We start from the raw sequence: 20,888 nt of genomic DNA, 5'->3' as shown, positions 1-20,888 counted from the left end.
ACCCAGCATCAGGGGCAACTCGTGTTGATCAGCCCCGCCCGGTCAGAGCGGGCCAGCCCGGCAGCAGCAACCGGCCTGCCGAGACCGCGGCGGCTACCTGCCAGACCGGCACCTCGACGACGGAGAACCGGGTCGCAAGCGCCGCGGCAGCGGCGGTGAGCGCGGCGATCGCGTCCGCCCACGCCGACCCGGCCGGCCCAGGCAGAACCGGATCCGACGCCAGCGCCCGGCACCACCGGGTGAACACCGCGCGGACCCCGTCGACCCGGGCGGCGAAGCGCCGCAACCAGCCACGCACCGTCTCCGGCGGCCGGGCCAACAACGCCGCGATCCGGCGGTGCCCGACACCGGTCGCCTTCGCCGCCAACGCCGCCCCGATCACCGCGGCGGTGTCCGCGCGGCGGACCAGCACCACCACCGGGAGCAGCACATGCGTCGCCCGGCAGCCGGTGCACCGTGATCGCCGCGGCACCATCCGAACCGGGCTGTCCGGCCCGCGGACCGTCCGGGCGCGAGCCCGGCCCCATCCGGCCAGCACGCCCGCGCATCCCGGACACACCAACTGCCCCGATCGGAGACGTTCCTCGACCGCGACCACATCGGTCTCTACCGTGAGCATCGCGCCTCCGAGCGCAACCACACGGCCCTCCCGCACGCTTCCGGCCAAGGACACAGCGGGAGGGCCGTGGCCTACCCCGACCCGAAGATCGTCACGGTGACGGCGCCGACGAACACGGTCAACACGACTCGCCCGAACCAGACCGGATCTGCAAGCTCAACGGCGCAGACCCGGCACTCCGTCGTCATCCCCAGCGGCGGCTGACAGACCGGCAGCGACCGAAAGGTCAGGGCGGTGGTGATGTCAGGGCGGACGCACCCATCGTCGTCGGTGGGTAGCAGCTGCTGATGCATTCCCGCGGCGAGTTCCAGGCAACCGTTCTCCACGGTGGCGTCGTCCACCGCGAGCAGGCAACTCACACTGACCGGCAAGTGTGGGTAGGCGGGTGCGTCTTGGTGTGTGGCGAACCCCGCGCCGCCCGGGTGTTTGTAGTTGACCTTCTCCTTGTACAGCACCGCGGGTTCCCCCAGTAGCTGTCCGGCCATTGCCGGTAGTGCGCCGGTGGTCAGTAGCGCGCGCAACCCGTCGTGGAAGGGGGAGAAGTTCTCGGTGCGGGTACGCACCACCCCTCGCTCGCCCAGCTCGTCGTGCTGGAACCAACCGTCCCCGTCGGCGGGCCAGGCCTCGATCTCACTCATCCAGCCACGCAGCCTCCGCAGCTGGGCGTCAGAGAGGAAGTCAGGCACCGGCACGTAGCCCTCGCGGGTGAATGCTTCGACATCGAGCCCGGTCAAGGTCGGGCTCGGTCCTGGTCGTGCAGTGGTCATGCTGCTACCCCGATCAGTCGAGAGAGGCAAGCGGTGTCTTCCGCCGACCGCACCGCATCGCGGCTCCACGCTAGCTCGGGCGGAATTGATCTTCAACCTGCTCCGGACCAGATGTAATGAAATTTCATTCCGTTGTTTACCGAGTGTTTGGTAATGAGCTTCATCGCGGCCCTAGTTTCGCCACCTGTGCCGCTAGATCGGCACCCCGAGCGCGGTCGTCCGCCCGATGGTCGGGGCCTGCCGGACGTATCGCCATCCCTAACCTGGAGCCACATCGATGAGACGCAGCACCGAGCGCATCCTCACCACTCACGTCGGCAGCCTGCCCCGCCCCGGCGAGCTAGCCGAGATGATCCTGGCCCGCGAGAACCACGCTCTGGATGCGGCCGCGGTCGAGGCACTGCCCGCCGCGATCGCCGCCGCGGTCGCGGTCACAGTGCGTACGCAGATCGAGAACGGTGTCGACGTCGTCAGCGACGGCGAGATGAGCAAGATCGGTTACGCGACCTACGCCAAGGAGCGACTGTCCGGGTTCAAGGAGGCCCCGGTGCCCGAGGGCGGTGGGCTGAGCATCGCCGACCTCGACGACTATCCCGGTATGGCCCAGTCCTCACTGGCCGGGCTCGCGACTGCCACCCCCACCTGTGTCGGCGAGGTGACCTACACCGGCCGCGCGGAACTGCAGACCGACATGGACAACTTCCGCGCCGCTCTGGGTACCGAGCCCACCGTCGAGCCGTTCCTGAACGCGGCCTCGCCCGGCGTCATCGCGCTCTATCTGCCCAACGAGCACTACGCCACCCCCGATGACTACCTGTTCGCCCTGGCTGAGGCCATGCGCGAGGAGTACCAAGCAATCACTGACGCCGGATTCATCCTGCAAATCGACGCCCCAGATCTCGCGATGGGTCGTCACATCCTCTACACCCACCTCGACCTCGCGGGGTTCCAGCGCCGCGCCGCGGTTCACGTGGAGGCCATCAACCACGCCGTGCGCGACATCGACCCCGACCGGATTCGGGTCCACCTGTGCTACGGCAACTACCAAGGCCCCCACCACCGCGACGTCGAGCTGCGCGACATCATCGCCACCGTTCTACAGCTACGCCCACACGGGCTGGTGCTCGAGGCAGCTAACCACCGCCACGCCCACGAATGGCGCGTCTTCGAAGACCTCACGGTGCCCGAGGACAAAGTCATCATGCCCGGCGTGATCGACACTTCCAGCGTCTACGTCGAACACCCGGAATTGGTGGCCGACCGCATCGTCCAGTTCGCCTCCCTGCTCGGCCGCGAACGCGTCCTGCCCGCCACCGACTGCGGATTCGCCTCCTTCGCAACCTTCCTGGCGGTCGATCCAGCACTAGCCTGGGCCAAGCTGAACGCCCTCGCCGCCGGCGCCCGACTGGCCACCGAGCGGCTGTGGCCGTGAACCCCATCCCCGACGCCAAAACAACCCCGTCTTCTGCCCGCGCCGAGGACGCTAGCCGCTGAGGAAATGGCGTTGCCGGTGCTGGACCTTCGTGAATTCGACGGTGACGCCGACCCGGTCGCCCGAGCACGGTTCGTCGAGCAGGTTCGCGAGACCTGCCACAAGGTGGGCTTCTTCTACCTGATCGGCCACGGCATCGACGACGGACTACACCAGCAGGTCCAGGCCGTGACACGAGCCTTCTTCGCTCTGCCCGACGCCGAGCGGGTGGCAATCGCCACGGGCAACTCGCCGCACTTTCGCGGCTACACCCCCCTGGGCGGGGAACTCACCAACGGCCGCGCCGACCTGCGCGAGGAGATCGACCTCGGCCCGGAACGCCCCACCCCCACCCTTACCGCGGGCGACCCACCGTGGAAGCGGCTACTCGGCCCAAACCAATGGCCCGCCAGACTCCCGGCGTTTCAGACCACGATGCTGGCCTGGCGCGACCAGATGAACACCCTCGGCCACGGGATGTTGCGGGCGATCGCCGCCTGCCTCGGCCTGCCCGAGGACCGCTTCGACGCGTAAGTTGATCCCGGCCCCGAGGCCACCATCAAAGCGATCCGATACCCGCCCCCGGGCACCGACGACACCAACGAGGGAGTGGGTATACACCGTGATTCCGGGCTGCTTACCTTCGTGCTGCAAGACACCGTGGGCGGTCTGCAGGTCGAGCGTGGCGGAGACCTCGTCGACGTCGCGCCGCTGCCCGGTGCGCTGGTGGTCAACCTCGGCGAGATGCTGCAACTGACCACCCACGGCTACCTCAAGGCCACCGTGCACCGCGTACTGACCCACCCGCCGACCGTCAGCGCTACTCGGTGATCTAGTTCGTACTGGTCGATATCGCACTTGCGCTGCTGATCATCGGGCTACTCAGCGGTGCCACTGGGGCCACGCACGCCGACGGTGTGGTGGTGTTCGCCTTCGTGGCCCTCGCCGTGTACCTCTACGCGGACGCAACGTCGACCGAGACCGGAGGCAAACCGTTGCCCATGGGCCGCCCGATCATGAACAGCTGATCAGCCATCAACAGAACGAAGAGGCGACGACGGCCAACGGATGTCTCCGCCCCACTGCCGTCGGATCAATCAGTCGACGAGAAAGGCATGTCATCATTCGACCCGTGACCGCCGCTTCATCGGATTCGACCCATGGGTCGGTGCTGGCACACATCCGGGCCCGCGTGCCCGCTATGACCGAGCGCGGCCGCCGCATCGGTCAGATGATCCTGGATGACCCCCTCAACGTCATCCACCTCACCGTCACCGACATCGCCGAACGCACCAACACCTCCGTCGCCACCGTCGTGCGGTTCTGTCAAGACATTGGCCTCCGTGGCTTCACCGACCTCAAAATCCGATTGGCCGCCGAAACCATCCCACCCGAACGCGGCCTGCACGAAGACGTCATGGCTGGCGACGCGCCCACAACGATCCTTACCAAGGTCCTGACCAGCACCGCGGCCGCGGTCACCGCCGCCGCCGACACCGTAGACCCCGCCGCCTTCGCCACCGCTGTAGCGCTTCTACGGGACGCACGGCAACTCCTATGCGTCGGCGTCGGTACCTCCTCACCGCTTGCCCAAGACGCGGGGTATCGCTTCCGAACCGCCGGATTACCTGCCGAAGCGCCCCACGACGCGCACGTCCAACACGTCAGCGCGCGGCTACTGAGCCCAGGAGCGGTCTGCCTCTGCTTCAGTCACACCGGCCAGACCCGCGAAACCCTCGGCTCAGTCACCGCTGCCCGCGCCGCCGGCGCCGCGACCGTAGCGATCACCAGCTTCTTCAACTCCCCACTCACCGAGCTGGTCGACGTCGCCCTCGTCGCCGGTTCCCGCGAAACCGACTTCCGCGTGGAAGCCATCACGAGCCGGATCGCGCACATTGCCGTGCTCGACGCCCTCTACGTCGCCGTGTTCCTCTCCAACATCGACCGAGCCAGAACCGCCCAACAACTCAGCGCCGACATCCTCACCGAACACCGAATCTGACCACGCGAACTCTCCAAGGACCTGCTGGGTCTATCCCATGATCGGTGTTTCCGGCGGTTTGGTTAGTAGGTTTCAGCGGCCGGCCAGCGGTCACTGAAGGTGATGGCGAAGGCGTTGATCACGGGTTGCCAGCGCATCGTCCATCGTGCGCGGCCTGTGCCGGTGGGGTCCAGGCTGCGGGTCACAAGGTACAGGCATTTGAGCGCGGCCTGTTCGCTGGGAAAGTGTCCGCGTGCTCGCACGGCCCGGCGGTATCGTGCGTTCAGTGATTCGATCGCGTTGGTCGAACAGAGCACTTTCCTGATCTCCATGTCGTAGTCCAGGAACGGCACGAATTCGTTCCACGCGCCGCGCCACAGTCGGATCATCGCACCGTATTTCTTCCCCCATTTCTCCTCGAGCTCGTCCAACGCGACGAGCGCGGCATCGGGATTGGGTGCCGTGTAAATTGGTTTGATGTCCCGCTTGATCGCGTCGGCGTCTTTGCGTGAGGTCAACCGGAACGTATTCCGAATGAGATGGATAATGCACGTCTGTACGATGGTCAGTGGCCATACGTTCTCGACCACCTCGGGCAGGCCCTTCAGACCGTCGCAGACCACGAAGAACACGTCACCCACACCCCGGTTCTTCAGATCGACCAGCACGCTCATCCAGAACTTCGCCCCCTCGCCGCCGGTGCCGGCCCACAACCCGAGCACGTCCTTGCGGCCGTCCACGGTTACGCCGATAGCGGCGTAGATGGGCCGGTTAGCGACCTGCCCGTCCCGCACCTTGGTTCTGGCGCACGTTGCGTGATCGGCCCTGTACTCGGCGTGTCGTAGGAATTTGTGGATCGGTCTCGCGAAAGATCACGGCAATGTGATCTTGAGGTGTTGCTGCCGCATCTGGAGTCGGTGGTCATCGAGGCCGTGACCGCCGGCGGCGCCGGGATAATTTTGGACGTTCGTGTCCGCGCGGCCGGGGCGGAGTGCTCGCGGTGCGGGCATGGTTCGGCCCGCGTGCACAGCCGCTATCAGCGGCGATTGGATGATGTTCCGATAGCGGATCGGGCGGTGGTGCTGCGGGTGCGGGTCCGCAGGTTCTTCTGCGACAACCCGAGGTGCGCGGCGCGCACCTTCGTTGAGCAGCCCGCGGCGTTGACCGGTCCGCGGTTGCGGCACACGTCGTTGCTGCGCTCGGCGCTGACCGCCATCGCGGTCGCGCTCGCCGGACGAGCGGGAACTCGACTGGCCGCGCGGCTGGGAATGCCGACCAGCCGCGACACCTTGCTGCGGCTGTTGCGCGGCCTGCCGGACCCACACGTCGGAAAGTTACCGGTGCTCGGCGTTGATGACTTCGCTCTACGCCGCGGCCATGTCTACGGCACCGTCGTGATCGACATGATTGGCGGCCGCCCGGTCGACCTGTTGCCCGACCGCGAGACCGCGACCCTCGAGGCCTGGCTACTCGATCATCCCGGGGTGGAGGTGATCTGCCGTGACCGCGCAGGCGCCTATGCCGAAGCAGCCCGACTGGGCGCGCCAGACGCCGTGCAGGTCGCCGATCGGTGGCACCTATGGCGCAACCTGGGCCACGCCGTGGAGAAAACGGTCAACGCGCACCGCGCCCACCTCACCCCTGTCACCTGCGCGGGCATATCTTCGGCGACAGCCGCCGGACCAGGGGCGGCGCCACCGCTGATCCGGTCTGTTCCGGAGAAGAAGATCGTCACCCGGATGCGGGAACAGCGCTCGGCGGTGCACGAACTCTGGGAGCAGGGCCTGTCGAAAGTGGCGATCGGTCGCCAGCTGGGCCTACACCCGGCCACAGTCCGCAAGCTCATCCAAGCGCGCTCGGTCGAGGACCTCACCGCCAAGACCGAGCAACGCGCGCACCTCGTCGATGAGCACATCGAGTATCTGCACCAGAGGTGGAACGAGGGTCAACGCAACGCCACCGGCCTGTTCCGGGAGATCAAGAAACTCGGCTATCCGGGCGGGGAATTGGCCGTCCAGCGCTACCTACGCCAATTCCGCGACGGTCGAGGACACGCCGCGCTACCCGGCCCGAAACCCCCAACCGTCCGCGAGGTCACGAGCTGGATCATGACCCACCCAGACCGGCTCCGCCCCGAGCACGCTCAGCATCTGAGCCAGATCCGGGAGACAGACACCGAGCTCGACCGGCTCACCACTCACGTCCGAGGATTCGCCACCATGATGACCGAGCTGCGCGGCGAAGACCTCCGACAATGGATCGTCGCCGTCGAGCAGGACACCCTGACACCGATGGCGTCCTTCGCCCGCAACCTGCGCCGCGACGAGGCCGCCGTCCACGCCGGGTTGACCCTGCAGCACAGCTCCGGCCGGGTCGAAGGCACCGTCAATAAGATCAAAATGCTGAAGCGACAGATGTTCGGCCGCGCCAACTTTGACCTCCTGCGCACGCGAGTCCTCCACGCCTGCTGATACCAACCAGCACAAATCACGCAACGTGCGCCAGAACCCGCACCTTGACGACGATGGCATCAACGAAGATCGCCACGTACACCGCGTCCAACGGCCAACTGGCCCACTCCTGCATCTCGGCCACGACCTTGTCGGTGATCCGTGAGATCGTCTCTTTCGAAACCGACGCGCCATAGATTTCGGAGAAGTGCGCCGAGATCTCCCCGGTCGTCAACCCTTTCGCATAGAGCGACAACACGATCTCGTCCACATCGGTGAGTCGCCGTTGACGCTTCTTCACAATCTGCGGCTCGAACGCGCTTTCCCGATCGCGAGGAACCTCAATCCGCACCTCACCGACAGCGTCAGAAATGACCGTCTTCGATCGGGTGCCGTTGCGCACATTCGTCGACTCACGACCAGCATCGGCACGATGCCTCTCGTGCCCGAGATGCTCGGTCATCTCCTCATTAAGCGCCGTTTCCAGAACGTTCTTGGTGAACAGCTTCAACAGCCCGTTTGGACCAGTGAGCTCCAGCCCACGCTGCCGAGCCTCGGCCACCATCGCTGCTGCGGCGGCCTGCTCCGGCGACAGCCCCCGGTCCGACCCCTTGATCTTCTTCTCTGTGCTCACAACGTCAGATGTCATCACTCACAGTGCCCATCCCGCCGGACCACGGCCCGGCGTGTCGGGCCGGAAACACCGATCTTGGAACAGTCCCGACCTGCTGCCCAGACGAGATGCGCAGGTCCAGCGCGACGTAGCGCGAGCCCTAGATATTCTCGTGCGACCGAATACTGTCCGGAGGCACAACGCGGGCGAACGGGTCGACGTTTCCTGGCCAGACCGGGGAACGGGAATGGGAATCGATCGAACCCCGAAGCAGATCTAGGGTGACCCGATGGGATCCAGATCGCCACCTTCTTCATCAGCGATTTTCCACTTACTATTCGAATGTCACCGGGGAGATTTCCCAACCAGGCGAGCGCCCCGGTCCAGGCGAGCACGCCAACGAGGACCAGCACGATCCCGCCGGCGGTCAACGAGGGGCCCAGTGCCTTCACCGTCTCACCCACTCCCGTATTGGGCGAACAACGCGACCGGCGGCAGGTGGCCACCATGCGCATACCGCTGTCCACCGAGGTAGCGACCATGCCGCGAATCCGTCGGTCGGGAATCAGCCCGGCCGCACTAAATTCGGCTGCCCTTGAGGGCCCCCACTCTGGAGGCGGGCTTGGTCTAGGAAACATATCGGCGCGTCGGTGTTCACCGACGACCTCCTGGCATTGCCAGCCCATCCGTCGCTCGAACTTGCTGCCGTCCTTCCCCATGCGGCCGGCTTTCCCGGCCTCGGAGAACTACGACGGGTCCGCCCAACCCAACGCCTTCGGTAGACGACGCACCTGTCCCGCACCCTGTCAGGCAAGCCGAGCCAGGGAGTGATACCGGGTTGTTCCCACGTTCACTGGTGACCACTCGATGAACGAGGCGCCCAGCTTTGCCCCTGCGGCATCGTTGCGGGTACGCCGTGGGCTTTCCCGGCCACCTCCTTACCGGAAGGCCACGACCGGCATCAGGAGTTCCCCGCCGCCACGGATCAACCACCGCGACGGGTACGCACCGCCAACCCACGCCATATCCGCCAGATTTGACCTGGTGATTGCCTTGGCTTTACAACACTGGTTTCTCACGTGCACCGTTCCATCTCGCTAACCGAACCCGCACCATGTGGCAGTGCTAACGCGTCCGGCCTCGTCGAGGCTGCTTTCCACCCTCACCCGCGTCTCCGAGCTCAGGCTGCCTCCCGCTTTCAAGCGGCCTGCCACGACAAGCCACCGGCAACGACCTCCCACCGCTGCAAGGTCATCCAGCGCCTCGTGGCGCACTAGCCCAGGTGCTCGCTCATTTCGGCCTCCCGGGGCGGTCTCGAGCACCGTCTTGGTCAACCCCGTGAGCAGCCCGTCCGGGCCGACGAGCTCGATCGCCTCGGCCCGGGCCGCGTCCACGAGTTGCTTAGCGAGTTGCTGCTGGTCAATTCGATCCGGCACATGCTCGGTAGTGTCGGTCACTGCTCTGGTCCTTCCCCCCGAGCTGCGCTCGGCGTGTCGGACCAGTTGCACCGATCGGACCTGTCGGCCGGTGGGCGCCAGACGAGTACGGCAACGGCCCCGCCGAGGGCAGCGGCTGTGATGGCGAAGGGGATGGGGATGAGGGGGTCGACGAGGGTGAGAAGCCCAGCCACAGGCAGAACGGTGTTGACGACACGGTCGGCGTGGGGCTTGATCGCGAGGACCCAGACGGCGAGGACGAACACAGCCAGCGGAAGGGTGTATGCGAAGGCCGCGTAGGACTGCTGAAGTGTGGTGTGCGCGGTGAGGACGTCGATCTCGACCTCGATGCCGGCTGAGAACGCGCCGGCGGCGGCGAAGATGAAAAAGTGCCCGTACACATAGGACAAGGAACCGGCGACGTCCTTGATGGCGTGGTGATGGGGCGGCCAGAAGTACATCCACCACATGGCCGCCGTGGCGGTGAGAGTGAGCACGGCGATGCCGATGAGCGGGCCGAGCGACTCGGTGTCGTGCACGGCGTCGATGATCGCGTTGGCGGAAGCCAGCAGACTCTCACCGAGAAGGATGAGGGTGAACAGCCCATAGCGCTCGGCGATGTGGTTTGGGTGCCAAGGTGTGGTTCCGGTGCGCTCGGCGATGATCGGTACGGCAAGTTCCGCGGCGAGGAGCACAACCAGCGCGACGGTGACCATCCCGGCGGGAAGCAGCAGGCAGACAAGCCACAGGATCTGGACCAGTGAGATGCCCACTGCGTAGATGAGCGTGGTCCGTCGTGTGGAAGCCCAGGACTGGGACGCGCGGAGCCACTGGGCGACGAGTGCCACGCGCATGACGACATAGGCGACGATGAGCACCGAGTAGTCGTGCTCGTCGAACGCGGGGCCGATACCCGAGGCGAAGACGAGAACGCCTCCCATCTGCAGGATGGTGAGTACCCGGTACAACCAGTCATCGGTGTCGAAGGAGGTGGCGAACCAGGTGAAGTTCATCCAGGCCCACCAAAGACCGAAGAACACGAAGCAGTAACTGAGAATCCCGTCGAGCACATGGCCCTCGACGAGCGCGTGGTACAGCTGCGCGGCAGCGGTGCCCACTGCGACGACGAAGACCAGGTCGAAGAACAGCTCCAGCGTGGATGCGGTGCGCCCGGCTTCGTTCGGGTCGCGGGGCACCATCGGGACGAGCCGGAATCGGGAATCAGGTGTCATGACGTGGTTCTCTCTGCCCGCTGGTGTCCCGCCTGGAGGAATCTCTGGGAATCTTGAGCTGCACCAGCTCGGGCGGCACCGTCACCAAGGTATTTGTCGATCAATCCCGGACCGGGCGGGCCACCCCGTCCGGGTGATCACGTTGCCGTCTTCAGGGACGAACGCAGATGATGGTCTTGCCCTTGACCCGCTCGGTCGGGTTGAATGCGACCACGGCGTCGTCGAGCGACGCGACATTCCCGATGAACGTGCGCAGGCGCCCTTCCCGCACGCGCTGGGCGATCTCACTCAGCTGGGTGCGGTCGGCCTCGACGACGAAGTCGATCGCCAAACCATCCGCCGGCCGCGCCTCGGGCGGACCGGCGATCGTCACCAGCGTGCCTCCCGAGCGCATCAGGCACACGGACCGCTTCTGGATCTCTTCACCTAAAATGTCGAACACCAGGTCCACTTCGCCGACGTCCGCCAGCGAGTCGTCCTGCAGGTCGACGAACTCGTGCGCACCGATGTCGAGCGCGGTCTCCCGATCAGCGGCGCGCCCGGTGCCGATCACATACGCTCCCGCCTCACGCGCAAGCTGCGTCACCATCGACCCGACACCGCCCGCAGCGCCGTGTACCAACACACTCTGACCCACCTGAAGGCGGCCGTGCACGAACAAACCCTGCCACGCGGTCAGACCCGAGATCGGGAGACTCGCGCCCACCGTGAAGTCCAGATCGCCCGGCAGCGGAGCAAGGTTGCGCGCCTCCACCGCCACGTACTCCGCCAACGTGCCGTCACGAGTCCAGTCCGCAAGACCGAACATCCGCTGGCCCACCGACAAACCCCTCGTGCCACAGCCGAGAGCACACACAACACCCGCGACCTCGTGCCCGGGAATCGACGGCGTCCGGTCACGACCAAGACGATCGGTCCACGTCCCGTCCCAGTCCAGCTCCCCCAGAGTGAACCCGGACGCGCGAACCTCGACTAGCACATCGTTGCCCGCCGCCTCCGGCAACGGACGCTCCGCCAACGTCATCCCGGCCGTACCCGCGGCCTGATCCGACACCACGATCGCCTTCATCCCGCACATTCCCCTTGTCCAGTACACACAACGACATCGCGTCAACCCGCCCCAACACGCCCGGCCCAGGCGGTTGACGCTAACGCGGTTTCAACACGAAATCTGGGTCCACTTCGGACTCGGCAACGGGTACCAATCAGATCGGGGTGTCACTGGAGAACGCGCCCCGCCGTCGTCGGCGAGGACATCCTCGACCCCTTCGGATCGACGACGTCACCGAGGGCCAGCCCAGTCTCTGGGCTCGCCGTTAACGATGATCCGTTCCGTCGGCGATGGGTCGCGGCGGAGACCCATCGCCAAAGGGCCTTCCACCGAGTTGTTCGCGGTGGTGAGGTGTCGACCATCCTGGGTCAGCCGGTCCGGCCGGAACGATCCCCGAGGGGTTGAGCTCGGCCTGAGTTCGGTAGTAATGCTGCTTCGCCTGGTCGAGATCCACCGTCTCCCCGAACCCCGGAGTCTGGAACAGGTCGCGGGCGTAGGCCCACAACGTCGGCATTGACCTCAGGGTGGACCTGTTGACCTTGAAGTGGCTGTAGTAAACGGCGTCGAACCGGACCAGGGTTGTGAACAGCCGAACGTCGGCCTCGGTGATCGTGTCGCCCACTAGAAACCGCCGGCGCTCAAGCCGATCGGACAGAGCATCCAGACGCCCGAACAGGATTCGGAAGGCATCCTGGTATGCGCTCTGGATGGTGGCCCGACCCGCGCGGTAGACCCCGTTGTTGACCTCCCGGAACACAACCTCGTTCAACTCGTCTATCTCGGCCCACCGCTTCTCGGGGTAGAGGTCCGGCGCGCCGGTGCGATGGTGGGCGGTCCACTCGGTCGAGAGATCGAGAGTGATCTGCTTGAAGTCGTTGGTCACGACCTGCCCGGTCGGCACGTCGACGATCGCTGGAACCGTGATACCCCGCAAGTAGTTGGGGTCACGGGCCAGATAAGCATCGCGAAGCCGCGCAATGCCGAGTATCGGGTCCAGCTCTCCGGTGTCGAGGTCGAAAGTCCAGGACAACTCGTCGTGTACCGGGCCACACAGCCCCATGGACAGGACCGGCTCGAGGCCCAGCAGCCTTCGGACGATGATCGCCCGGTGAGCCCATGGGCAAGCGGACGCGGCGATCAACCGGTAGCGGCCTGCTTCGACGGGGTAGCCGCTGCGGCCGTCCGCGGTGATGCGGGTGGCGAGATAGTTCTGGTCGCGGTCGTAGGTCCCGTCGGCGCGGGTGTCGGGGTGCGATGCGCGAGGGGTCATGGCCTCGCTCCTTCCGGCGTTACCGAGCGATCCCGCGCGGCAGCGAAACCCGCTACCGCCATCGGAATGAGCATGATCATTAGTGCGACGAGTGGGACGTCCCAGCCGCCCGAGAGATCGCGCAAAACGCCGACCCCGAGCGGCCCGAGCGCGGCGACGCAATAGCCGGCGCCTTGGGCCATGCTGGACAGCTGCGAGGTTGCCTCCGCATCGCGAGTGCGTAGCGCGAAGAACGAGTGGCCTAGGCTGAGTCCGACACCCTGGCCCAGCCCGATGACAACCATCCAGACCACGGCGAGACCGGGTGCGGCCAGGATGCCGACGTAGCCGGTTCCAAGCAGGACGATCAACGCCCCGACGAGGTGGTGCTGGGTCGATCGGCGACCGGCCAGGACCGGCGTGACATAGTTCGCTGGCAGCGATATGAACCCGGCCACCGCCAGCAACAGCCCGCCCTGCGCCGAAGAGTAGCCGTGCTCGACGAACAATGTCGGTGCCCAGGTCGTCACGGCGTAGAAGTGCAGCGACTGCAGCCCCATGAGGAGCGTCACCTGCCAGGCCATCGCCGATCGCCACATTCCGGGGACCACCGCGGTCGATAGCACTGGGATCATAGGCGGTGTCTGAGGGGTCCTGCGTGCGCGCAGTACGAGCCACAGGGCGACAGCGGCAGCCGCCACGATCGCCCACAGCGCCAATATCGGGCGCCACGACCAGCCAAGGGCCCGCTGAGCCGGAACCATCAGCGCCGCCGAGATCGCGCCTCCGGCGCTGATCATCATGGTTTCGGCGCCGAGCAACCTGCCCACCGCATTGCCGGTGAAGTCCCGCTTGATCAGTGCTGGGACCAGGACGTTGCCGAGAGCGATCGCCAGACCGGCGACGATCGTGCCCGCGAACAGGAACCAGGCCGACGGCACGAGACGAACCACGATGCCCACCAGGAGCACGATCATGGCGCCCAGAAGGACCGTCGTCATGCCGCGTCGGCGGGTTAGGCCCGCCGCCGGCAGCGAACCGATCCCGAAACACAGCAGGGGCAAAGTGGTCAGCAGGGACGCAGCGGAGGAACTGATGGCCAAATCGGAGCGGATCTGGTCGATCAGAGGTGCGACCGCCACCACGGCCGGCCGCAGGTTGAGCGCGGTGACCAGCACCGTGACCACCAGCAGGACTGTGGTCGGCGCAGACGCCTGCCGCCGAGTCGAGGTCGCGCCGTCACGGTCGGACATGATCACCTCCGTTCATCCCGGTCAGGCCATGTGGGCGACGCTGACGCTGTTCACAGCGCGGACGTGCAGGGGCTCCCCAAGCCCCTGCACCCGCCACCCGGAAACGTTCCTCCGTCACAGGCAGCAGTGGGTGTTAGCCGGGTTGGGTGTGCTGCTGGGCCAGATGATCACGGAGACGGGCCCTTACGGACGTACGCGGATCACGGTCTTTCCGTTGATTCGCTCTGTCGTGTTGAATGCGCCTACGGCGTCGTCGAGGCTCGCGACCCGGCCGATGTTCGTTTGCAGCCGTCCGTCTCGCACCCGTCGAGTGATCTCGCCCAATTGTGCGCGATCGGGCACGACCACGAAGTCGACCGCCAGACCCTCGGCCGGTCGCGCCTCGGGTGGACCGGCGACGCTCACCAGCGTTCCCCCGGCTCGGACCAGACTCGCGGACCGCTTCCCGATCTCGCCGCCGAAGACGTCGAAAACGAGATCAACTCCGCCGACATCCTCCAGCGTGTCGTTCTCGAGGTCGAGGAACTCGTGTGCGCCGTACGCGAGTGCGGTCTGACGGTGAGCAGCGCGTCCGGTACCGATGACGTACGCGCCGTGCTGGCGTGCCAGCTGTGTCGCCATCGAACCGACCGCGCCAGCGGCACCGTGCACAAGGACGCTGTGGCCCGACTGAAGACGCGCGTGCTCGATAAGTCCTTGCCAGGCTGTCAGGCCTGTCATAGCGACGCCGGCACCCACAGTGAAGTCGATGTCGCCCGGCAGCGGTGCGAGGTTGCGCGCCTCGACAACGACACGCTCTGCCAGCGTGCCGTCGCGGGTCCAATCCGTCACGCCGAACACACGCTGCCCGACCGACAGCCCGGCGGCCCCGTAGCTAAGAGCGGTGACCACTCCGGCCACCTCGTGCCCGGGGATCGACGGCGTTCGGTCACGCCCGAGGCGATCGACCCAGGTGGAGGGCCACTCCAGCTCATTCCCGGTGAATCCCGACGCATAGACGTCAACGACGACATCGCCGTAGTTCGCGCCCTCCAGATCGGCCAGCCGTGCCGCATCAGGATCGGGCCGCTCTGTCAGCGTCATTCCCGCCGTTCCCGCGGTCCGGTCAGTTACCACGATTGCCTTCATCTGACTACCTCTCTCGGTGACGAATCTCGTGCCCGGCCCGCCATCGACGGGACGGGTCCTCGTTGCTACCCACGACTCCCAGGCGCACCCGGGTGACCGTGTGTCCTTGCCCGGGACGCGGGCCCGGGTCGCTGCGACGGCACCGACGAGGTAGCGACGGTGCCGATTACGGTCCACGGACCCCCGTCGCGCAACGGCCCTGGACGACCCGCACAACTGGGCAGGAGCGGCCACGGCGATCAAGTCGATCGCCAAGTCGTGCCGGTCCGCGCCTCCCGCCGGCAGGCGATGGTGGCCAGTGTTCCTCGGCGCCGGCTGAGCGTCGCGGACCGCCACCATCACTGCGCCGACGACATCGAAGACCAGATCGACACCGTCGAAGTCGTCGAGCGGATTGGCGCTGCGTCGACGAGCCCCTGCGCGGTGAAGTCGCGTGCGGGCCGATGGTCGTTGCGCGTCCGATGCCACCGACGTAGGTACCGCCGTCCCGCGCAGGCTGGATCACCGTCGGTCCGACCGCGACTTCCGACCACTCGCAGCGTGTACGCCAGGACCGACGCCGTCCAGGCGCCGCCGAGGCGGTGCGTCCAGCACGACCGCGATGGCATCTCACTCGGCTTGAACCTCGACGTGTAGGTCTCGACGAGGACGTCGTTTCCCGCAGCCTGGGTCTCAGAACGCTCGGTCAACATCATCCCGCCCGCCCCAGCGGCATGATCGGCGATAACAGTCGTCTTCACCCCAGGCTCCCTCCTCGTCTCTTCTCGTCTCAGCGGATACGTGCGGAGAGAACGGTTGCGGGCACGATGGCGAGCGCGATAATCCCTCCGACAAGGGCGAATGCCGGATAGCCAGCGATTGCGACGGCAACGCCCGAGGCCGCGCCACCCGTGGCACCGGCGATCGCTATCGACAGATCGACCATGCCCTGCGTCTTCGCCCGCGTGGCGAGCGGGACAGTTCCGGCGACCAGTGCGGTACCGGAAACCATCCCGAGATTCCACGCAATACCCAACAGCGCCAATGCAATCGCCTGGACAGCGACAGATTGAGAAGGCGCGGTAGCGGCGAATATCCCGGAGGCGAGGAAGACAACCCCGGACGTAGCAGCAATCTTGGTCGGCCCACATCGGTCGACGAGCCAGCCGGTCACAGGCGAGGGAAGATACATTCCAGCAATATGGATCGCGATGGCGAGACCTATTGCTGCAGTGTCATGGCCATGATTATGCATTTCGAGCGGAGTAATCGTCGACACCGCGATCATGACGACTTGGGACAGGATCATTGTCAACACGCCTATCGCAAACCCCGCACGCCACGTTCTGGCGGATGCGGGAGCTAAGCGGGCCGGACTCGGGCCGTCATCGCCCGCTTTTGCTGCGAGACTACTCGCGAGCGTCAGAGGATCCGGACGAAGCCAAACAATAAGGACTAGTGCCGCCAGTGCGTAGACAGCACCTGAGAGGAGGAAAGGGCCGCCCAGCGCTGGAATACCAAGGCCGGTGGCGAGGTGACCGGACGGTGCGGTCAGAATGGGGGCGACGACGCCGCCGAGGGTCGTGGCGACCAGTACAGTGGCTACGGCACGACCTCGGCGCGCGGAGATAGCTAGGTCGGCGCCGGCATATCGGGACTGCAGATTCGTCGCCGCGCCCGCGCCATAGACGAACAACGAGATGAAGAGCAAAGCCGGACTGCTCACTACCGCGGCGACCACCACACCAGCACTTCCGAGGGCACCTGCTAGGTATCCCGCCGCCAGACCGGGACGCCGACCGTGAACTTGCGAAATGCGACCAACCACCAGGGCAGCGAGCGCCGAGCCCGCGGTGTACATGGCGGCTGGCAGGCCTGCGAGGCTGGTCGAACCGAGCATCTGCTGTACGAGCAACGCACCGACAGTGATACCGGCGACAAGTCCGGCACCGCTGAGGACCTGCGACACGACCAACACAGCCAAGACGCGGCGCTGTGCCTCCGGCACCTCAGCATGCCGAGAGGCAGGGGTTACTCTCGTCACTGCGAACTCTCCTCGAATAGCCGGTCAGAACCGCGGGGCGAGACAGCGCCACAGGTTTCAGGCGTTAACAGCACTCCCACCGAGCGGGAGATTAGCCTCCGGTCCGAACAGACAGGCCCCCATCGGGACGCAGAACCTCACCCGTCATCCCTGCGGCCTCATCCGAGGCTAGAAACAAGTACAACGGTGCCAACTGCTCCGGTGTCATCACCACACCCAATGGGTTGAGGGCAACTATCGACTGCCTGATGGCTTCGGGATCAGCAAAAAACGGGGACTCGCTACCATCGGCGGCGCGAGCCCGTAACGAGGTCAGAACACCGCCGGGGGCGACCGCATTCACCCGGACTCGCGGCGCCAGCTCCGCGGCGAGATGACGGACCAAACCGAGCGCTGCGTGCTTCGCTGTCGAGTAAGCAAGCCCAGCACCATTCCCAGATACGATGAAGGATGCATCGGAGAGCGTGAACGTCATGCAACCGCCAGTCATTGCCAACGATTCCACGCACGCACGCGCACCGAGAGCATAGCCAATCACGTCGACGTCGAGCACCCGGCGCATGATCTGCATCAGATCGTCACTTGAGGCACCCGTGAAAGAAAACCCTCCATCGTGAATGCCGGCGTTACCGACGAAATGGTCGACTCGGCCCGCAGTGTTGAGCAGTACCTCCACCGCGGCGGCGTTGTCCGCTGGCGACGTGACGTCCCCCAAGACCAGTTGCGCTCCGTCAGGCAGAGGCCGAGTGGGCTCATCGCGATCAAGAATCACCACCCGGTCGCCCAACGCGCAGTGTGATTCCACAATCGCGCGACCAATCCCGGAAGACCCCCCGGTCACGAGCACACCGCGTGCTCCTACGGTTGAACCCATCTCACTCGCTCCTTTCGCACGTTCCCAGGCTGGGCGTGTAGCCCGCCCATGGGTACCGATCGTGCTGACGCTGCGCAGTTTTGCCAATTCCTGTGATATCTTCCCCACCGCGTCGGTTTACACGATCCGCTGGGGCAAGCAAGGAAAGCCGGTTTTAATGATCCGCTCTCTATAGTCTGAACGACCTGTCAGCTCAAGCTGGATTGCGGCCAATGAAGAAATCACGGAACGGATCCATGCTCGGCTGCAGGCCCGAGTCCAGTAGACCCTTGCGGAGCTGGAGCATCTCTCCGTCATGGATACGCGTTGTCGGCAGTCGCAGCGGGCCTCCGTTGTAACCCTGCAGCCATCCCTCGAACTTCCACGCCTGGCGGTTGAGAAAGTAACCACCATTTAGCTTCTGCGACACCGCCTGGAAGGCGGTTCGTGCCGCGTGGGTACTCCAGTAGAACTCGGACGCTTCGTCGCACTTACCGTCCCGAAGCAAATTCATAACCTTCGGGATAAGGTCTCCGAGGTACTCATGGTTGGACGTGGCCGAGTATTGGATGGGCATGAGCTGCGACAGCGGGATAAGGTCATTCTCAATGGGGACCGATATGATGACCTCGTCACCGAAGTTTCGATAGCATTCGATAGGCCCTTGAATGCTCGGATACCCCCCTTCGGCCTTGATCACCGCGATGTTCGGGCAGCCGTCTAGTAGGCGGCGCATGAGACGAACCGGAAAATCGGACTGGTGAATGCGAGGCCCGAAGCCCCACAGATAGTGAGGAAACAGGATCACGGCCAGGTTGGTGCTGTCGCAGAACGTCTTGGTGTAGTCGTAGATTTCCTGCTCAGACTCAGGATAGAAGTTCGGTGGGTACGACAGCAGTACGACTTCGGCCCCGGCTGCCTCAGCACGCTCTGTGACAGCGACGCTGTCTTCCAATGTGTTCCAGCTTGCGTGGTGAACGACGTGCATTCCGGGGCCAACTTCATCGACGACAACTTCGAGAAAGTTGATGTATTCATCGGGGGTGATGTTTACTTCTGAGACGGTGAGCGTTCCTGCGAAATCGTGTTGCTTAGCAAGACGTGCGTCATGGCGAATGGCCTGCTCGTTGATACTCTTGAGATCTTGAGTAAACGATGGGATAGTGCAGTTGACGGCTCCAATGAGCGTCTCGCGGGCCCAGTCACGGGCTTCGCCTCGAGTGTAGGCGGGCATACTGTTCAACTCCTTGAGTGAAATGCGCGAGCAAAGACGCGCTCAGAGAGCGCCGGCACCTTCCCACGAAAGGTGCTTTATTTCGAGGTATTCATCGATTCCGTAGACCGACCCTTCTCGGCCGATTCCGGATTGCTTGACACCGCCGAACGGAGCGACTTCGTTGCTTATCAGGCCGGTATTGATGCCGACCATGCCGGTCTCCAAGGCTGCGGAAACGCGCCAAATACGTTCGGCGTCCTTGGTGAACAGATAGGCGGCGAGGCCGAACTCAGTGTCGTTGGCCATGCGGACGACGTCGGCTTCGTCAGTGAACCGGATCAGTGGTGTGATTGGGCCGAATGTCTCCTCGCGGGCGACCAGCATCGCTTGGGACACCTCGGTGAGCACGGTGGGCTGAAAGAAGAGCTCGCCGACGGCGTCTGGCTTGCCACCGGTGAGGATGCGTGCGCCGTGTGAGACGGCGTCCTCGACGTGCTCGGTGGCCTTGGCGATCGCGGCCGTATCAATGAGCGGACCGATGCTGGCCTCTGGATCGAACCCGTCACCGACCAGCAACCTTGTCACACGATCGGCGAATTCACTGGCGAACTGGTCGTAAATGCCCGCCTGAACGTAGACGCGGTTCGCGCCGATGCAGGACTGGCCGGTGTTGCGGTACTTCGCCGCGAGTACCCCGGGGAGCGCGGTGTCCAGATCGGTATCGTCGAAGACGAGGACGGGTGCGTTGCCGCCCAGTTCCATCGACACCTTCTTGACGGTCGAGGCGGACTGTTCGATGAGTATGCGGCCCACCTCGGTCGATCCAGTGAAGGTGAGCTTGCGGACCGTCGGGTTGCTGGTGAGTTCTGCGCCGATTGTTCGCGCGTCGCCGATGACGACGTTGAATACGCCTGCTGGGATGCCGGCTCGCTCACCGAGTTCTGCGAGCGCAAGCGCACTTATCGGTGTCTGCTTGGCTGGTTTGACTACCATGGTGCAACCGGAGGCGAGTGCCGGCGCGGCTTTACGCGTGATCATCGCCGCTGGGAAGTTCCATGGTGTGATCGCCGCGCACACTCCGATCGGCTCCTTGAGGACCACGATGCGTCGAGTCGCGTTCGGCGCGGCGAAGATGTCTCCGCGCACACGTTTAGCTTCCTCGGCGAACCACTCGATAAAGCTGGCTGCGTATGCGATCTCACCCCGCGCTTCTGCAAGGGGTTTGCCCTCTTCGAGCGTGATGATCGCGGCGAGGTCCTCACTGTTCTCGGTGACTAGATTGAACCATCGACGAAGGATCTGGGACCGTTCCTTCCCAGACAGCGCTCGCCAATGAGGCAGTGCGCGGTGTGCACCTTCGATGGCACTGGCGACCTGCTCTCGTCCCAGCGAAGGGAGTTCGGCAATCACGTCGTTCGTCGACGGGTTGCGCACCGTGACGACGCCGGCGGTGCCCTCGGTGACCCACTGCCCGTTGACGTATGCGCCTGTGCGAAACAACGTGCCGTCGGCGAGCCTGGCGATGCCTGAGACGATAGCGGTCACG

Annotated in this window: 18 protein-coding genes and 3 pseudogenes; 5 read left to right on the top strand and 16 right to left on the bottom strand. The window is 65.1% G+C overall.

The genetic code is table 11. The features are described 5' to 3' along the window. Positions 1–28: 28 nt before the first annotated feature. Both ACTXG6_RS19500 and ACTXG6_RS19495 read right to left on the bottom strand, forming a co-directional pair. Positions 29–619: a hypothetical protein gene (locus ACTXG6_RS19500; protein ID WP_445186885.1), complete on the bottom strand. Its 591-nt coding sequence runs from the start codon at positions 617–619 to the stop codon at positions 29–31. Positions 620–690: 71 nt separating this feature from the next. Next, positions 691–1,386, bottom strand: a complete 696-nt coding sequence (locus ACTXG6_RS19495; RefSeq protein WP_445189229.1) for a phytanoyl-CoA dioxygenase family protein — start codon at positions 1,384–1,386, stop codon at positions 691–693. Between the two features lie 277 nt (positions 1,387–1,663). Between ACTXG6_RS19495 and ACTXG6_RS19490 the strand changes: the two genes are divergently transcribed. From ACTXG6_RS19490 to ACTXG6_RS19475, 4 genes are all read left to right on the top strand, one after another. Then, entirely contained in the window at positions 1,664–2,818 is a 1,155-nt protein-coding gene (locus tag ACTXG6_RS19490) for a cobalamin-independent methionine synthase II family protein (RefSeq protein ID WP_445189228.1), read from the top strand. A 66-nt stretch (positions 2,819–2,884) separates the two neighbouring features. Then, on the top strand, positions 2,885–3,391 hold the full coding sequence (locus ACTXG6_RS19485) for a 2-oxoglutarate and iron-dependent oxygenase domain-containing protein (RefSeq protein ID WP_445189227.1): 507 nt from the start codon (positions 2,885–2,887) through the stop codon (positions 3,389–3,391). A gap of 24 nt (positions 3,392–3,415) precedes the next feature. Next, a complete protein-coding gene (locus ACTXG6_RS19480; protein WP_445190051.1) occupies positions 3,416–3,688 on the top strand; it encodes a 2OG-Fe(II) oxygenase family protein in 273 nt (90 codons plus the stop codon). Between the two features lie 301 nt (positions 3,689–3,989). Beyond that, complete coding sequence (locus ACTXG6_RS19475; protein ID WP_445189226.1) at positions 3,990–4,859, top strand: MurR/RpiR family transcriptional regulator; 870 nt, start codon at positions 3,990–3,992, stop codon at positions 4,857–4,859. 62 nt (positions 4,860–4,921) lie between these two features. Here ACTXG6_RS19475 and ACTXG6_RS19470 read toward each other — a convergent pair. After that, a pseudogene (locus ACTXG6_RS19470) lies at positions 4,922–5,635 on the bottom strand (IS256 family transposase); the annotation flags it as partial. Between the two features lie 96 nt (positions 5,636–5,731). Between ACTXG6_RS19470 and ACTXG6_RS19465 the strand changes: the two are divergent. Then, a complete protein-coding gene (locus ACTXG6_RS19465; protein ID WP_445183634.1) occupies positions 5,732–7,309 on the top strand; it encodes an ISL3 family transposase in 1,578 nt (525 codons plus the stop codon). A 37-nt stretch (positions 7,310–7,346) separates the two neighbouring features. Here ACTXG6_RS19465 and ACTXG6_RS19460 read toward each other — a convergent pair. The 13 genes and pseudogenes from ACTXG6_RS19460 to ACTXG6_RS19400 form a co-directional block, all read right to left on the bottom strand. Then, positions 7,347–7,922, bottom strand: a pseudogene (locus ACTXG6_RS19460) (transposase); the annotation flags it as partial. Between the two features lie 14 nt (positions 7,923–7,936). After that, positions 7,937–8,410, bottom strand: a complete 474-nt coding sequence (locus ACTXG6_RS19455; protein WP_445190050.1) for a DUF2905 family protein — start codon at positions 8,408–8,410, stop codon at positions 7,937–7,939. Positions 8,411–9,177: 767 nt separating this feature from the next. Beyond that, a pseudogene (locus tag ACTXG6_RS19450) lies at positions 9,178–9,325 on the bottom strand (IS256 family transposase); the annotation flags it as partial. 29 nt (positions 9,326–9,354) lie between these two features. Further along, positions 9,355–10,536, bottom strand: coding sequence for a low temperature requirement protein A (locus ACTXG6_RS19445; protein ID WP_445189225.1), 1,182 nt, complete (start codon positions 10,534–10,536; stop codon positions 9,355–9,357). Between the two features lie 184 nt (positions 10,537–10,720). Then, entirely contained in the window at positions 10,721–11,638 is a 918-nt protein-coding gene (locus ACTXG6_RS19440) for an NADP-dependent oxidoreductase (RefSeq protein ID WP_445189224.1), read from the bottom strand. Positions 11,639–11,885: 247 nt separating this feature from the next. Continuing rightward, complete coding sequence (locus ACTXG6_RS19435; RefSeq protein WP_445189223.1) at positions 11,886–12,890, bottom strand: glutathione S-transferase family protein; 1,005 nt, start codon at positions 12,888–12,890, stop codon at positions 11,886–11,888. Further along, entirely contained in the window at positions 12,887–14,122 is a 1,236-nt protein-coding gene (locus ACTXG6_RS19430; RefSeq protein ID WP_445189222.1) for an MFS transporter, read from the bottom strand. The genes ACTXG6_RS19435 and ACTXG6_RS19430 overlap by 4 nt, the downstream gene beginning before the upstream one ends. Positions 14,123–14,305: 183 nt before the next feature. Continuing rightward, positions 14,306–15,250, bottom strand: a complete 945-nt coding sequence (locus tag ACTXG6_RS19425) for an NADP-dependent oxidoreductase (RefSeq protein ID WP_445189221.1) — start codon at positions 15,248–15,250, stop codon at positions 14,306–14,308. Between the two features lie 338 nt (positions 15,251–15,588). Next, the gene (locus ACTXG6_RS19420) at positions 15,589–15,990 is read right to left on the bottom strand and encodes a hypothetical protein (protein WP_445189220.1); all 402 of its coding nucleotides are present in this window, start codon (positions 15,988–15,990) and stop codon (positions 15,589–15,591) included. 29 nt (positions 15,991–16,019) lie between these two features. After that, positions 16,020–17,237, bottom strand: coding sequence for an MFS transporter (locus ACTXG6_RS19415; protein WP_445189219.1), 1,218 nt, complete (start codon positions 17,235–17,237; stop codon positions 16,020–16,022). Positions 17,238–17,364: 127 nt separating this feature from the next. Then, a complete protein-coding gene (locus tag ACTXG6_RS19410) occupies positions 17,365–18,147 on the bottom strand; it encodes an SDR family oxidoreductase (protein WP_445189218.1) in 783 nt (260 codons plus the stop codon). Between the two features lie 193 nt (positions 18,148–18,340). Further along, entirely contained in the window at positions 18,341–19,360 is a 1,020-nt protein-coding gene (locus tag ACTXG6_RS19405; RefSeq protein ID WP_445189217.1) for a dihydrodipicolinate synthase family protein, read from the bottom strand. A 42-nt stretch (positions 19,361–19,402) separates the two neighbouring features. Then, entirely contained in the window at positions 19,403–20,887 is a 1,485-nt protein-coding gene (locus ACTXG6_RS19400; protein WP_445189216.1) for an NAD-dependent succinate-semialdehyde dehydrogenase, read from the bottom strand. Position 20,888: the final 1 nt, after the last annotated feature.

The sequence above is a fragment of the Pseudonocardia sp. Cha107L01 genome (assembly GCF_052566575.1).
The sequence above is the reverse complement of the archived record's forward strand: the minus strand, read 5'-3'. Positions and strand labels throughout refer to the sequence as shown.